This window comes from Dietzia sp. 179-F 9C3 NHS (assembly GCF_045369825.1).
Taxonomy (GTDB): Bacteria; Actinomycetota; Actinomycetes; order Mycobacteriales; family Mycobacteriaceae; genus Dietzia.
This window is the reverse complement of the sequence record NZ_JBIQES010000008.1, coordinates 147088-160990: the sequence shown is the minus strand read 5'-3', so window position 1 is coordinate 160990 and position 13903 is coordinate 147088. Positions and strand designations below refer to the sequence as shown.

The following is a 13903-nucleotide window of genomic DNA, read 5'->3' as shown; positions in this document are numbered from 1 at the left end:
CCGCCACCGCTACACCTCCCGCAGTTGCCCCACGACCTCGGCGAGCAGCGCGACCGCGCCCTGCTTGGAGAGCGGGTCGTTGCCGTTGCCGCACTTGGGCGACTGGATACAGGAGGGGCACCCGGACTCGCACTCGCACGCGCGGATCGCCTCGAGCGTGGCACCCAACCAGGTGGCGGCCCGGCGGTAGCCGCGCTCGGCGAACCCGGCGCCGCCGGCGTAGCCGTCGTAGACGAACACCGTCGGCAGCCCGGTGTCGGCGTGCAGCGCGGTGGAGACGCCGCCGATGTCCCAGCGGTCGCACGTGGCCACCAGCGGAAGCAGCCCGATCGCCGCGTGTTCGGCCGCGTGCAGCGCGCCCGGCCAGTCGGCCTCCTCGAGTCCGGCCGCCCGCAACAGCTGTGGGGTGAGCGTGTACACGACCGCGCGTGTGGCCAGCGTCGTGGGCGGCAGGTCGAGAGGGGTCACGTCGAGGATCTCGCCGCCGCGTAGCCGCCGCTGGTACCCGGTGACGAGGGTGGTCACCTCGACCTCGGTGAGCGACAGGGTGACCGGACCGGCCTCGACCGACTCGAGTGTCTCCACCAGGTCGATCGACACCTGCTCGCGCGCGGAGGTGGTCCACTCGGGGACCTCCGGGTGGCACAGTGCGAGCCCGTCGTCGAGGTCCAGTTCGTCCACCACGAACGACTCGCCCTGGTGCAGGTAGAGCGCCCCGGAATGCACCTGCGAGCGGGCGCGCACGGAGTCGATCGTGCCGAGCATGCGACCGTCGGTGGCGTCCACGATCACGACCTCGGCCCCGCCGGTGCCGCGGATGTCCACTTCGGCGTGCGGGGCGTGGTCGTCGGCGGCCGGGTACCAGCCGGCGGGCCGGCGGCGCACGAGCCCGTCGGCGGCCATCGCCTCGAGCACCGGCACCGCGCCCCAGACCTCCGCCTCGGCGTGGCTCATCGGTCGCTCGGCCAGGGCGCAGCGCAGCTGCCCGGCGAGCAGGACCGGGTTGCGCGGGTCGGTGACGGTGGCCTCGACGGGCCGGCCGAGCAGCGCCTCGGGGTGGTGCACCAGGTAGGTGTCCAGGGGGTCGTCGCGGGCCACCAGCACGACCAGCGCGCCCTGGCCGCGCCGCCCGGCCCGGCCGGCCTGCTGCCAGAACGACGCGATGGTCCCGGGGAATCCGGCGCTCAGCACGGCGTCGAGTCCGGAGATGTCCACGCCCAGCTCGAGCGCGGAGGTGGACGCCACGCCCACGAGCTCGCCCTCGGCCAGGCCCCGCTCGAGCGCGCGGCGGTCCTCGGCGAGGTAGCCGGCGCGGTAGGCGGCGATCCGCCCGGCGAGCTCGGCGCCCCGCGCGCCGTGGTCCTCGACCAGCCGCTCGCGCGCCCGCAACGCGGTGGACTCGGCGCCGGCGCGCGAGCGCACGAAGGTCAGGGTCCGCGCGCCCTCGGCCACGAGTGCGGCCATGAGCGAGGACGCCTCCACCGGCGCGGGCCGCCGCACGGGCGCGCCGTGCTCACCGGTGAGGCCCTCCATGAGCGGCGGCTCCCACAGTGCGACGGTCCGCCCGCCCTGCGGGGAGGCGTCGTCGGTCACCTCGACGCACTGGCGGCCGACGAGCGTGGTGGCGGCGGCCCCGGCGTCGGAGGTGGTGGCGGAGGCGAGCACGAACGTCGGCGACGCCCCCAGGGCTCGGGCGAGCCGGTCCAGGCGCCGCAGCACGAGGGCCACGTTGGAACCGAAGACGCCGCGGTAGGAGTGGCACTCGTCGACGACGACGAAGCGCAGCCCCCGCAGGACCCGCGTCCACTGGCGGGCCCGGCCGAGTAGCGAGAGGTGGAGCATGTCCGGGTTGGTGACGATCCAGCGCGAGTTCTCCCGGATCCATGGGCGGGCGTCGGTCGGGGTGTCGCCGTCGTACGAGGCGGGCGCGACGTGGGCCAGCTCGGGGACCGCGTCCACGAGCGAGACCACCGACGCGAGTTGGTCCTGCCCGAGCGCCTTGGTGGGGGAGAGATACAGGACGCAGGCGTTCCGGTTGGCGGAGAGCGCGCTCAGGGCGGGCAGCTGGTACCCGAGCGACTTACCGGACGCCGTGCCGGTGGCCACCACGACGTGGCGGCCGGCCCACGCGTGCTCGGCCGTGGCGACCTGGTGCTCCCACGGTCGCTCGACGCCGCGGTCGCGCCACTCGGCGACGAGCCCTGCGTGCGCCCACTCCGGCCAGTCGGCGAACCGGGCCTCGCGGGCGGGCAGGTCCGCCGCGTGGGTGAGCGGGGACGCGTCGCGGGGAACGTGCTCGAGCAGGTGCCCGAGCAGCTCGCGTCCGAAGGTCGTCACCCCTATGACCCTAGAGGCGACCCGTGACCCGCCCGGGGGGACCCCCGAGCGGATGGCCTCCTCGCGAACGAGGGATGAACACCACCTTTCCTCCGCAGCGAGCGATACCCCCGGATCCATCGTCTCCGCGCGGCGCCGGGCCGCGGCCACCGGAAAAGCACTGGGCGGACTGGCCCCGACGTGCCCGAACCGTGGTCTACTGGTGTCGGCCGTCGTTGTGGACATCCGGGTCGCCCGGGGAAGACGGGGTCGGCCCGGCACGGGTGAACGTCTCGCGTGCCGCACCGGACAGCACGACAAAGGAACGCAATACACATGGCACAGGGCACCGTGAAGTGGTTCAACGCCGAGAAGGGCTACGGGTTCATCGAGCCCGAGGACGGCTCTGCCGACGTCTTCGTCCACTACTCCTCCATCGAGGGCAACGGCTTCAAGACGCTCGAGGAGAACCAGCGCGTCGAGTTCGAGATCGGCGAAGGCCAGAAGGGCCCGCAGGCCCAGGCCGTCCGCTCGCTCTGACCGGACCCCGGTCGACCCCGACGGGGCCCCTGCCATCGCGGCAGGGGCCCCGTCGTCGGTCGACGACCCCGTCGCCTGTCGTGGTGCCACCGTAGGCTCGGCCCCGTGCAGCAGCTCTCGCTCTTCGCCGCGGACGCGACCGTCGGCGAACCCGCCCACCTCGAGGGGGTCCTGGCGGCCCACGGGCAGTCCACGCTCGCCGGAGGCGTCGCGCAGGTCTCCGTCGTTGTCGCCGACACCTGGCGGGCCGACGCCCTCGCCGAGCTGTTCGCCGCCGCCGGCCTCGAGCCGACCCGGTCCCCGGCCGGGGCCGACGGACGCAGCACCGTGGCCACGGCCCGGAGCCCGGAGCTCGTCGACGTGGTGCGACGCTGGCGGCGTGGCGCGGTCTCGGCGGTCCCCGCGGGCTGGACGCCCTCCGAGGGGGCGCTGCGCGCGTGGGTGCTCACGGCCGGGCGGGTGACCGAGGGCGGGGCGGTGGACCTGAGGCTCGACGCGGCCGTCGAACACCACGCCCCGCGCCGCGAGGCCCTGGCAGAGGCGCTCGCGCGGGCGGGCGTGCGCACCACCTACGTCGGCGTCCGGGGCGGGGGCCCGGCGCTGCGGGTGGGCACGGCGCGGGCGCGACGGCGACTCGCCGAGGCGATCGGGCAGGCCCCGCCCGGGGCGCCGCCGGGGGCCTGGCCCGGCGCGTGAGGTCGAGCACCCCGTCGGTCGGGTCATGTCAGCAGGGTCCAGTGGCCGCGGAGACGCGCCCCCGTGGGCGCGTGTTGCGGCGCGCCCGGCCGTGGGGGAGTGTTCACCTCATGTGCATGCTCGTCGTCGCGCGCCGGGTCGACCCGCGGTACCCCCTCGTCGTGGTGGCCAACCGCGACGAAGTCCTCACCCGGCCCACCGAACCGCTCCACGCGTGGACCGCGGAGCGCGAGGGCGCCGAGGGGTTCCTCGCCGGCCGCGACGTCACCGCCGGCGGGACGTGGATGGCGCTCGGCGCCGGCGGCCGGATCGGCGCCGTCACCAACGTGCGCGAGCCCGGCCACGTGCCTGACGCCCCGGCCTCCCGCGGCGAGCTACCCGTCGCAGCGCTCACCGGGCCGGGGGCGGTGACCGACTTCGCGCACCGGGTCGTGGACGGGCTCGACCGCTACGGCGGCGTCAACCTCCTCGCCGGCGACCCCGACGCGCTGTGGTGGGCCTCCAACCGCTCGACCCGCGGCCCGATGCCCCTCGGCCGGGGCGTGCACGGCCTGTCCAACGCCGCGCTCGACACCCCGTGGCCCAAGGTCGTCGGGGCCGTGCAGGACGTCCGCGCACTCCTCGGCGCCGGCGGCGCGGGCCGCCCCGACTGGGCCGGGCCGCTGCTGGATCTGCTCGCCGACCGCCGCCCCGCCCCGTTGCGGCACCTACCGCGCACCGGGGTGCCGCTGTGGCAGGAGTGGCGACTGTCCTCGCGCTTCGTGCGGGTGGGCCGGTGGTACGGCACGAGGTCGACGACGGCGGTGCGCGTCGACGAACACGGGAGAGTCGACGTGGTGGAGCGCACGTGGGACGGACACGGACGCGCCGCGGGGACGGTCACCGCCTCGATCTGAGCCGGTGACCGCCCCCGCGGGACGCGTGCGGTCGGGTCAGCGCACGGGGCGCGACTCGGAGTCCGGGACGGTCCAGGTGTTGCCGCCGTCGAGCAGGGCCTGCAGGTCGGCGGTGGCGGTCTCCTTGGCGGAGGCGACCTGGGCGCGGGCCAGGTCGTCGTAGGTCTCGCGGTGGACCTGCCGGATGATGCCGGTGACGGTGTACTCCAGATCCTGGCTGGACAGGCTGGCCAGCGCCTGGGCGTAGGCCGGGTCCTCGCAGTGGGCGTCGTGGACGATGATGTCCGCCTCGTCGACCTCGGCGGTCGCGGCGACCTTCAGGGAGAAGCCGTCGCGGACCACGCAGTGCTGGCCGGAGTCGCCGAAGACGATCTTCTCGCCGTGGCGTACCGGGATGAGGTGGTCGGCGGCGTCCTCCTTGCGGAGCAGGTCGAAGCTGCCGTCGTTGAAGATCGGGCAGTCCTGCATGATCTCCACGAACGAGGTGCCGCGGTGGCGGGCGGCGGCCTCGAGCACCTCGGTCAGACCCTTGCGGTCCGAGTCCAGGGCGCGGGCCACGAAGGTGCCCTGCGCGCCGATGGCCAGAGACAGGGTGTTGAACGGGTGGTCCAACGAGCCCATCGGGCTCGACTTGGTGACCTTGCCGGTCTCCGAGGTGGGCGAGTACTGGCCCTTGGTCAGCCCGTAGATCCGGTTGTTGAACATCAGGACGTTGAGGTTGACGTTGCGGCGCAGCGTGTGGATGAGGTGGTTACCGCCGATCGACATCGCGTCGCCGTCGCCGGTGATCACCCACACCGACAGGTCCTCGCGCGTGGTGGCCAGGCCCGTGGCGATGGCCGGGGCGCGGCCGTGGATCGAGTGCATCCCGTAGGTCTCGAGGTAGTACGGGAACCGGCTCGAGCAGCCGATGCCGGAGATGAACGTGATGTTCTCGCGCTTGAGGCCCAGCTTGGGCAGCAGGGCGCGGATGGTGGCCAGGATGACGTAGTCGCCACAGCCCGGGCACCAGCGCACCTCCTGGTCGGAGGTGTAGTCCTTGGGCTTCTGCGGCTCGTCCGTCTTGGGTACCGCCGCCAGCGCGTCGAGCGGCAGGGGCGTGCCGACGAGTCCGTTCTCGGTGGTCGTCATGGGAATCCTCTCCTCGGCTCGTCTCAACGCGTCCGCTGGGTGCCGGTGGTGGTGCCGGTGGCGGTGTGGCCGATGCGGCGGGTCGGCGCGGCGGGCTCACCGGTGGTGGTGACGACGCCCTCGAGCGCCTGCCGATACTTGCCGTGTTCGGCGTGGGTCAGGCGACCGGAGAACTCGGCCTCGATCGCCTCCTGCAGCTCGTCCGCGAGGAACGCCATGCCCTGCACCTTGGTGATGGGCTGGATCTCGGCGGGGAACCGCGCCTTGAGCAGCATCGCCAGCTGGCCGAGGTTCATCTCGGGCACGAGCACCCGGCGGTAGTTCGCGAGCACCTCGCCGATGTTGTGGGGCAGCGGGTTGAGGTGGCGGATGTGCGCCCGGGCCACGCGGTGACCGTTGGCGCGGGCGCGGCGCACGGCCTCGCCGATGGGGCCGTACGAGGACCCCCAGCCGATGACCAGCACGTCGGCCTCGCCCGACGGGTCGTCGACCTCGAGGTCCGGCACGTCGATGAGCGCGATCCGCAGCGCGCGGGTGCGGGTCATGAGGTCGTGGTTGTCCGGAGTGTACGAGATGTTGCCGGTGCCGTTGGCCTTCTCGAGGCCACCGATGCGGTGCTCGAGGCCGGGCTCGCCCGGGACCGCCCAGTTGCGGGCGAGGGTGTGCGGGTCGCGGGCGTACGGCAGGTAGTCGGCGGCGCCGGCGTCGTCGTCACCCTCCTCACGGGCCGGGGTGAGGTTCTTGTCGATCGCCGGCAGGTCCGCCACGTCGGGTAGCAGCCACGGCTCGGAGCCGTTGGCGATCGCGCCGTCGGAGAGGACGAGCACGGGGGTGCGGTACTCCACGGCGATCCGGGCGGCCTCGCGGGCGATCTCGAAGCAGTCGGCGGGCGACTGCGGCGCCACCACCGCGACCGGCGACTCGCCGTTGCGGCCGAACAGAGCCTGCAGCAGGTCCGACTGCTCGGTCTTGGTGGGCAGGCCGGTGGAGGGGCCGCCGCGCTGTACGTCGATCACGACGAGCGGCAGCTCGGTCATGACGGCGAGGCCGATCGCCTCCGACTTGAGGGCCAGACCCGGGCCGGACGTGGAGGTCACACCCAGGGCGCCGCCGTACGAGGCGCCGAGTGCGGCCGCGACGCCCGCGATCTCGTCCTCGGCCTGGAACGTGGTCACGTCGAACTGCTTGAGCTTGCTCAGCTCGTGCAGGATGTCCGAGGCCGGGGTGATGGGGTAGGTGCCCAGGAAGACCGGCATGTCGCCGGAGATGCCGGCGGTGACGAGGCCGTAGGCCAGCGCGGTGTTGCCGGTGACCTGGCGGTAGCGCCCGGCGGGCAGCTGAGCCGGCAGGATCTCGTACTCGGAGGCGAAGGCCTCTGTGGTCTCGCCGTAGTTCCAGCCGGCGTGCAGGGCCAGGACGTTGGCCTCGAGGATCGTCGGCTTCTTGGCGAACTTCTGCCGCAGGAAGGTCTCGATCGAGTCCACCGTGCGGCCGTACATCCACGTGAGCAGGCCCAGTGCGAACATGTTCTTGCAACGCTCGGCGTCCTTCTTGCCGATGTCCACACTCTCCACGGCGCCGATGGTGAGCGTGCCCATGGCCACCTCGTGCACCTGGTGCGCCTCGAAGGCGGGGGAGCCGAGGGGGTTGGACTCGTAGCCGACCTTGGCGAGGTTGCGCTTGGTGAACTCGTCGGAGTTGACGATGAGGATGCCGCCGGTCGGCAGGTCCTCGATGTTGGCCTTGAGCGCCGCGGGGTTCATGGCCACGAGCACGTCCGGACGGTCGCCGGCCGTGAGGATGTCGTAGTCCGCGATCTGGATCTGGAAGCTCGAGACGCCGTGGATCGTGCCCTGGGGGGCGCGGATCTCCGCGGGGAAGTTCGGCTGCGTGGCCAGGTCGTTGCCGAAGGCCGCGGCCTCGGACGTGAACTGGTCGCCGGCGAGCTGCATGCCGTCGCCCGAGTCCCCCGCGATGCGGATGACCACCTTGTCCAGCTTGGTCTTGGACGCATTGCCCACCGCTGGTGACCTCCAGTTCGTCTCGAATGTGCGCGAGTGCCGCGGTCGATGTCCGACCACCCACGATACGCCGGTCGCGCGCGGCGCCTCGGCCGCGCGGTTTCCCGAAAATGTAACACGTTCCAGTTTGTCGCCGGAACTCCCGACGTCCACAGTAGACCGACCTGTCTATCGTTTGCCAGTCGGGGTCCGCGGTGCCCCCGATCCCCAGGTCGGGCAGATCGGGACGCGGGGATTGTCCGGGTCGCCTGGTATGAATTCCTATAGGGAGGCGTGTGGTCGACACCTGTCGACGTGGGCGCCCTGACCGGCGGTGTCCTGCCGCCGAGGGAATCTGTGCAGGTTGGGAGCATGTGACGTGGCGAGCAAGCAGGCGGCTTCGGGCGGACTGCGGAGCCTGGTGATCGTCGAGTCCGCCACCAAGGCCCGCAAGATCCAGCCCTATCTGGGCAAGGACTACGTGGTGGAGGCCTCGGTCGGCCACATCCGCGACCTGCCGAAGGGTGCCGCCGACGTGCCCGCCAAGTACAAGAAGGAGCCGTGGGCGCGCCTCGGGGTGAACCCGGACGACGACTTCGAGCCCATCTATGTGGTGAGCGCGGACAAGAAGAAGAAGGTCGCCGAGCTCAAGAAGGAACTCGCCGGGGTCGACCAGCTCCTCCTGGCGACGGACCCCGACCGCGAGGGCGAAGCGATCGCCTGGCATCTGCTCGAGGTGCTCAAGCCCAAGGTCCCGGTCAAGCGCATGGTGTTCCACGAGATCACCAAGCCCGCGATCCTCGCCGCCGCCGAGAACACCCGCGAGCTCGACACGGACCTCGTGGACGCCCAGGAGACCCGCCGCATCCTCGACCGCCTGTACGGCTACGAGGTCTCGCCGGTGCTGTGGAAGAAGGTCATGCCGCGCCTGTCCGCGGGCCGGGTCCAGTCCGTCGCCACCCGCGTCATCGTGGAGCGCGAGCGCGAGCGCATGGCCTTTGTCGCCGCCGACTACTGGGACATCACCGCCGTGCTCGCCACGCAGGGCGGCGGTTCGGCCGGCGACGCGGGCGAGCCCCGCAGCTTTTCGGCCCGCCTCTCCGCCGTCGACGGCACCCGCGTCGCCCAGGGCCGCGACTTCGGCCAGGACGGCCGGCTCAAGAACACCGCCGCGGCGGCCGGCTCCCTCGTCCTCGGCGAGTCGGCCGCCACCGCGCTGGCCACGGCCCTCGAGGGCGCCGACTTCGTCGTCGACTCCGTGGAGTCCAAGCCCTACACGCGCCGCCCCTACGCGCCGTTCATGACCTCGACGCTGCAGCAGGAGGCCGGCCGCAAGCTGCGGTACACCTCCGAGCGCACCATGCGGATCGCGCAACGGCTGTACGAGAACGGCTACATCACCTACATGCGTACGGACTCCACCACGCTGAGCGAGTCCGGCATCGCGGCGGCCCGCGCCCAGGCCACCGAGCTGTACGGCAGCGAGTACGTCTCGCCCTCGCCGCGCCAGTACACGCGCAAGGTCAAGAACTCGCAGGAGGCGCACGAGGCGATCCGCCCCGCCGGCGAGAACTTCGCCACCCCCGGCTCGCTGCACGGCGTCCTCGATGCCGAGGAGTACCGCCTCTACGAACTGATCTGGCAGCGGACCGTCGCCTCCCAGATGGCCGACGCCAAGGGCACCACCGTGAGTGTGCGGATCACCGGCTCGGCCGGCGAGAACGCCTCCGGCCACCGCGAGGCCACCTTCGCCGCCTCGGGCCGCACCATCACGTTCCCCGGCTTCCTCAAGGCCTACGTCGAGGCCGTCGACGAGACAGCCGAGCAGGGCGCCACCGCCGACGACGCCGAGAAGCGGCTCCCGCGCCTCACCGAGGGCCAGGTCCTCACCGGCTCCGAGCTCACCGCCGACGGCCACACCACGAGCCCGCCGGCCCGCTACACCGAAGCCAGCCTGGTCAAGGCCATGGAGGAGATGGGCATCGGCCGCCCGTCCACCTACGCGAGCATCATCCGCACCATCCAGGACCGCGGCTACGTCTACTCGCGCGGCAACGCCCTGGTTCCCAGCTGGGTGGCGTTCGCCGTGGTGGGCCTGCTCGAGCAGAACTTCGGCCCGCTCGTGGACTACGACTTCACCTCCCTCATGGAGGACGAGCTCGACGCGATCGCCGAGGGGCGCGAGAACCGCGACGACTGGCTGCGCCGCTTCTACTTCGGCGCCGGCGAGGGCACCCGCGGCGCCGACTCCCCGTACGCGCTGGGGCTCAAGAATCTCGTGGACGTGAACCTCGAGGCGATCGACGCCCGCAGCATCAACTCGATCAAGGTGTTCGACGACGCGAAGGGGCGGCCGGTCCACGTGCGCGTCGGCCGGTTCGGGCCGTACCTCGAGCGGATTGTCGCCGGCGAGGGGGGCGAGCAGGAGTCGCAGCGCGCCAACCTGCCCGAGGGGATGAGCCCCGACGAGCTCACGCTCGAGGTGGCCGAGAAGCTTTTCGCCACCCCGCAGGACGGGCGGCCGCTGGGCACGGACCCGGAGACGGGCCACGAGATCGTGGTCAAGGACGGCCGCTTCGGCCCCTACGTCACCGAGAAACTGCCCGAGCCCACCGACGCCGAGAAGGCCGCATGGGCGCAGAAGGTGCTCGCCGAGGCCGACGCCGAGAAGAAGCGGATCGACGCCGAGCGTGACGCCGCCGTGGCCGCCGCGGGCGACGACGCCACGGCCGTGGCCGAGGCCAAGAAGGCCGCCACCAAGGCCAAGGCCGCCGTCACGCGCAAGGCCAAGAAGGACGCGGACAGCCCGACCGGCCCCAAGCCGCGCACCGGCTCACTCATGCAGTCCATGGACCCCGCCACCGTGACGCTCGAGGACGCGCTCAAGCTGCTCTCCCTGCCGCGCGTGGTGGGCACGGACCCCGCCAGTGGCGAGGAGATCACCGCGCAGCTCGGTCGCTACGGCCCGTATTTGCGCAAGGGCAGCGACTCGCGGACTCTTGAGTCCGAGGACGCCGTCTTCTCCACCACCCTCGAGCAGGCGCTCAAGATCTACTCCGAGCCCAAGCGCCGCGGCCGCCAGGCGGCGGCCCCCAAGGCTTTGCGCGAATTGGGTGTGGACGAGGTTTCCGGCAAGCAGATGCTGGTCAAGGACGGCCGCTTCGGCCCGTACGTGACCGACGGCGAGACCAACGCCTCCCTGCGCAAGGGCGACACCGTGGAGACCCTCACCGACGCCCGCGCCTCCGAGCTGCTCTCCGAGCGGCGCGCCAAGGCTCCCGCCAAGAAGGCCCCGGCCAAGCGCGCGGCCAAGCGGCCCGCCAGGAAGGCGGCCTCCCGCCGCTGAGCGGGCTCGCCTCGGCCCGACCCTGTCTCGCCCGGAGGCGTCAGGCGTCGGCGGCCGGCCGCAGCGGCACGGACCCGGCCTGCCAGCGGTCTGCCAGCGTGGGCCGTAGGGGCCGCGCGAGCTGGGTCATGACGCCGCGTCCGCGCAGCTCCACGCTGCGGCCCAGGACCCAGCGGGCGGCCTCGGGGGCGTCGGCGTGCCGGATCACGGCGGCCGAGGCCAGGGCCCGCCCCTGCTCGGACTTGGCCAGGGTGGTGAGCCGGGCGGCCTCGTTGACCGGGTCGCCGATCACCGTGTACTCGAAGCGCTTGGCGTGGCCGATGTGTCCGGCGATGACGGTGCCGTAGGAGACGCCGATGCCGGCGGACAGCGGAGTGAGCTCGGAGACGCGGTGCTGCAGCTCGCGGGCGGCGCGCAGGGCGCGGCCGGCCTGGTTCTCCACCTCGACGGGCGCGCCGAAGACGGCGAGGATGGCGTCGCCCTGGAACTTGTTGATGTAGCCGCCGTTGGAGTCCACGGCGTCGACGGCGATGCGGAAGAACTCGTTGAGCATCGCCACCACCTCGGCGGGCTCGTGGGCGGCGGCGAACTCGGTGGAGCCGGTGAGGTCCACGAAGAGGACGGCGACCTCCCGCTCCTGCCCGCCCAGCTCCGTGCCGCGCTCGAGGGCGTGGAGGACCACGTCCTCGCCGACGTAGCGGCCGAAGAGATCCTGGATGGCCTCGCGCTCCTGCAGGCCGGCCACCATCTCGTTGAAACCCTGGCCCAGGCGGCCGATCTCGGAGCCGTCGTAGATCGTCACGCGCGCCTCGAGGTCGCCCTTCTCGACCCGCTTGACCCCGGCCTGCATCTCGCGGACCGGGTCGGCGATCGAGTCGGAGACCAGACTCATGCCGATCGCGCCGGCGATGATCGCCACCGAGGAGAGCACGGCCAGGGCCACCAGGATGAGCCCGGCGTCGGGGCCGAACATCCCCGCCCACTGGCCCGTGATGATGAGCAGGGTGCCGGCGACCGGGATCACCGTCGTCAACCCCCAGCCCAGGAAGATGCGCCGCCGGACGCCGGGCACCCGCCGGTCCTCGGGGACACCCTGGGCCAGCGCGCGCACGGTGATGGGCCGCATGATCCGCTCGGCCTGGAGGTACGAGATGAGGCACGTGGTGCCGGCGCCGAGCATGCTCGTCACCGCCACCATCAGTGCGAGCCGCGGGGAGTGGCCCACGTTGGCCGCCACGAACACCAGGGTGCCGACGGTCCAGATGACGGCGGACAGGAGCGACTGGTGGAAGGGGATCCGCAGCGCGCGGCTGCGCACCGCGCCGTCGAACGCGCCGCCCACCCGGTCGGCGCGCAACACCGGCATGATGAGCCACGTCGAGGCGAGGGTGCCGGCGACAAAGGCCAGGACCAGGTAGCCGATGAAGAGGTACTGGTTGATGAACCGGAAGTCGTCGAGGTCGAGGAAGCGGTCTATCGGCAGGACGAAGCGGAGGAAGGCGAAGACGAAGACGGCACCGATGATGTTGGCCTGCAACATCGTCAGGGCGTAGACGGGCCACGGGGTGGTCCATAGCCACCGCAACAGCCTGACCCAACGCTCCATCGGTCCCAGCGTAGTGCGCGGACGCCGCCGCGGGGAGGTGCGGTGTCGTAGGCCACGGCTAGTGTGGTGCCATGCCCGAGGTGTTCGAACGACTCGCAGGTCAGGAGGAAGCCGTGGCGGAGCTGACCGCCGCGGCACTGGCGGCGCGAGCCCGGGTTCCCGGCCAGGGCTGGGAGGGGTCGGACCCGCGGATGGTCCACGCCTGGCTGTTCACCGGGCCTCCCGGCAGCGGGCGCAGCGTCGCCGCCACGTGTTTCGCGGCCGCGCTGCAGTGCGAGCACCCGGAGATCGTGGGCTGCGGCGAGTGCCGCGCCTGCCACACGGTGCTCGCCGGGACGCACGCCGACGTCCACCACCTCGCCCCGCAGGGCGTCAACATCCTGCTCAAGGACGTCAAGGAGACCATCCACCGCGCGGCCAGCCGGCCCGGCACCGGCCGCTGGCAGATCGTCGTGGTGCAGGAGGCGGACCGACTCACGGAGCAGTCGGGCAACGCCCTGCTCAAGGTGGTCGAGGAGCCGCCCAGCCGCACCGTTTTCCTGCTGTGCTCGCCCACAACGGACCCGATGGACATCATGGTGACCCTGCGGTCGCGGTCCCGGAACGTCGCGCTGCGCCAGCCGGGTGTCGCCGCCGTGGAGCGGGTTCTGCTCGCCGAGGGGCAGGTCGAGCCGGAGCGCGCGCGGTGGGCGGCGTCGGTGTCGTCGGGCCACGTCGGGCGGGCCCGGTGGCTCGCCACCGACGAGGCGACCCGGGAGCGGCGTGACGGCGTGCTCGAGCTGCCGATGGTCATGCACAACCCCGGCCGGGCGTTCCCGTTGGCCGACCGACTGGTGGCCGCCGCCGAGCAGGAGGCCACCGCCCGCACCGCCGAGTCCGACGAGCGCGAGGTGGACGAGCTGCGCACCGCCCTCGGCGCGGGCGGCACCGGGAAGGGCACGGCTGCCGCCGGCCGCGGCGCCTCGGGTGCGGTCAAGGAGCTCGAGCGGGCGCAGAAGTCCCGCCGCACCCGCTCCACCCGCGACTCCCTGGACCTGGCGTTGGTGGACCTGGCCGGCTTCTACCGCGACGCCCTCATGGCGGGCCTGGGCGCCCACGACGTGCCGCCCGTGCACCCGGACAAGGTCTCCGAGTCCGCCCGCCTCGGCGGCCACTACCCGCCGGCCGCGGTCCTGCGGGCCATCGAGGCCATCCAGCGGTGCCGCGCCGCGATCGACGTCAACGTCAAACCCAAGTTCGCCGTCTCGGCCATGGTGGGGGAGATCCGCCAGGCGCTGGGCTGAGACGCCGCGGGGCGTGGGAGGGGCCACACCCTCCCTCACCCCGCGTTTTCGGGGCCGCCCAGGGGGTCGTATATAGTTGCCCTGCCCCA

9 protein-coding genes are annotated in these 13903 nt (G+C 72.6%); 5 read left to right on the top strand and 4 right to left on the bottom strand.

All coding sequences use genetic code 11. The features are described from left to right. Positions 1–9: 9 nt before the first annotated feature. The gene (locus tag ACH0BZ_RS11595) at positions 10–2337 is read right to left on the bottom strand and encodes a DEAD/DEAH box helicase (RefSeq protein ID WP_406898518.1); all 2328 of its coding nucleotides are present in this window, start codon (positions 2335–2337) and stop codon (positions 10–12) included. 315 nt (positions 2338–2652) lie between these two features. On the opposite strand from ACH0BZ_RS11595, the gene ACH0BZ_RS11590 reads away from it, so the two are divergent. From ACH0BZ_RS11590 to ACH0BZ_RS11580, 3 genes are all read left to right on the top strand, one after another. Continuing rightward, entirely contained in the window at positions 2653–2856 is a 204-nt protein-coding gene (locus ACH0BZ_RS11590) for a cold-shock protein (protein ID WP_406898517.1), read from the top strand. Between the two features lie 105 nt (positions 2857–2961). After that, the gene (locus tag ACH0BZ_RS11585; RefSeq protein WP_406898516.1) at positions 2962–3552 is read left to right on the top strand and encodes a hypothetical protein; all 591 of its coding nucleotides are present in this window, start codon (positions 2962–2964) and stop codon (positions 3550–3552) included. Between the two features lie 110 nt (positions 3553–3662). After that, positions 3663–4448, top strand: coding sequence for an NRDE family protein (locus ACH0BZ_RS11580; protein ID WP_406898515.1), 786 nt, complete (start codon positions 3663–3665; stop codon positions 4446–4448). Between the two features lie 36 nt (positions 4449–4484). Here the strand turns inward: ACH0BZ_RS11580 and ACH0BZ_RS11575 are convergent, their stop codons facing one another. Beyond that, the gene (locus ACH0BZ_RS11575; RefSeq protein ID WP_406898513.1) at positions 4485–5579 is read right to left on the bottom strand and encodes a 2-oxoacid:ferredoxin oxidoreductase subunit beta; all 1095 of its coding nucleotides are present in this window, start codon (positions 5577–5579) and stop codon (positions 4485–4487) included. Positions 5580–5602: 23 nt separating this feature from the next. Beyond that, positions 5603–7600: a 2-oxoacid:acceptor oxidoreductase subunit alpha gene (locus ACH0BZ_RS11570; RefSeq protein WP_406898511.1), complete on the bottom strand. Its 1998-nt coding sequence runs from the start codon at positions 7598–7600 to the stop codon at positions 5603–5605. 400 nt (positions 7601–8000) lie between these two features. On the opposite strand from ACH0BZ_RS11570, the gene topA reads away from it, so the two are divergent. Beyond that, positions 8001–10925: a type I DNA topoisomerase gene (gene topA / locus ACH0BZ_RS11565; protein WP_406898587.1), complete on the top strand. Its 2925-nt coding sequence runs from the start codon at positions 8001–8003 to the stop codon at positions 10923–10925. A 40-nt stretch (positions 10926–10965) separates the two neighbouring features. On the opposite strand, the gene ACH0BZ_RS11560 is transcribed toward topA, so the two are convergent. Beyond that, complete coding sequence (locus ACH0BZ_RS11560; RefSeq protein WP_406898508.1) at positions 10966–12531, bottom strand: adenylate/guanylate cyclase domain-containing protein; 1566 nt, start codon at positions 12529–12531, stop codon at positions 10966–10968. A 71-nt stretch (positions 12532–12602) separates the two neighbouring features. On the opposite strand from ACH0BZ_RS11560, the gene ACH0BZ_RS11555 reads away from it, so the two are divergent. Further along, positions 12603–13814, top strand: coding sequence for a DNA polymerase III subunit delta' (locus ACH0BZ_RS11555; RefSeq protein WP_406898507.1), 1212 nt, complete (start codon positions 12603–12605; stop codon positions 13812–13814). Positions 13815–13903: the final 89 nt, after the last annotated feature.

Excerpts from the sequence above, each read along its gene's own strand:
- ACH0BZ_RS11590 (WP_406898517.1), top strand. The coding sequence starts at position 2,653 with ATGGCACAGGGCACCGTGAAGTGGTTCAACGCCGAGAAGGGCTACGGG.
- ACH0BZ_RS11575 (WP_406898513.1), bottom strand. The coding sequence starts at position 5,579 with ATGACGACCACCGAGAACGGACTCGTCGGCACGCCCCTGCCGCTCGAC.
- ACH0BZ_RS11580 (WP_406898515.1), top strand. The coding sequence starts at position 3,663 with ATGTGCATGCTCGTCGTCGCGCGCCGGGTCGACCCGCGGTACCCCCTC.
- ACH0BZ_RS11560 (WP_406898508.1), bottom strand. The coding sequence starts at position 12,531 with ATGGAGCGTTGGGTCAGGCTGTTGCGGTGGCTATGGACCACCCCGTGG.
- ACH0BZ_RS11555 (WP_406898507.1), top strand. The coding sequence starts at position 12,603 with ATGCCCGAGGTGTTCGAACGACTCGCAGGTCAGGAGGAAGCCGTGGCG.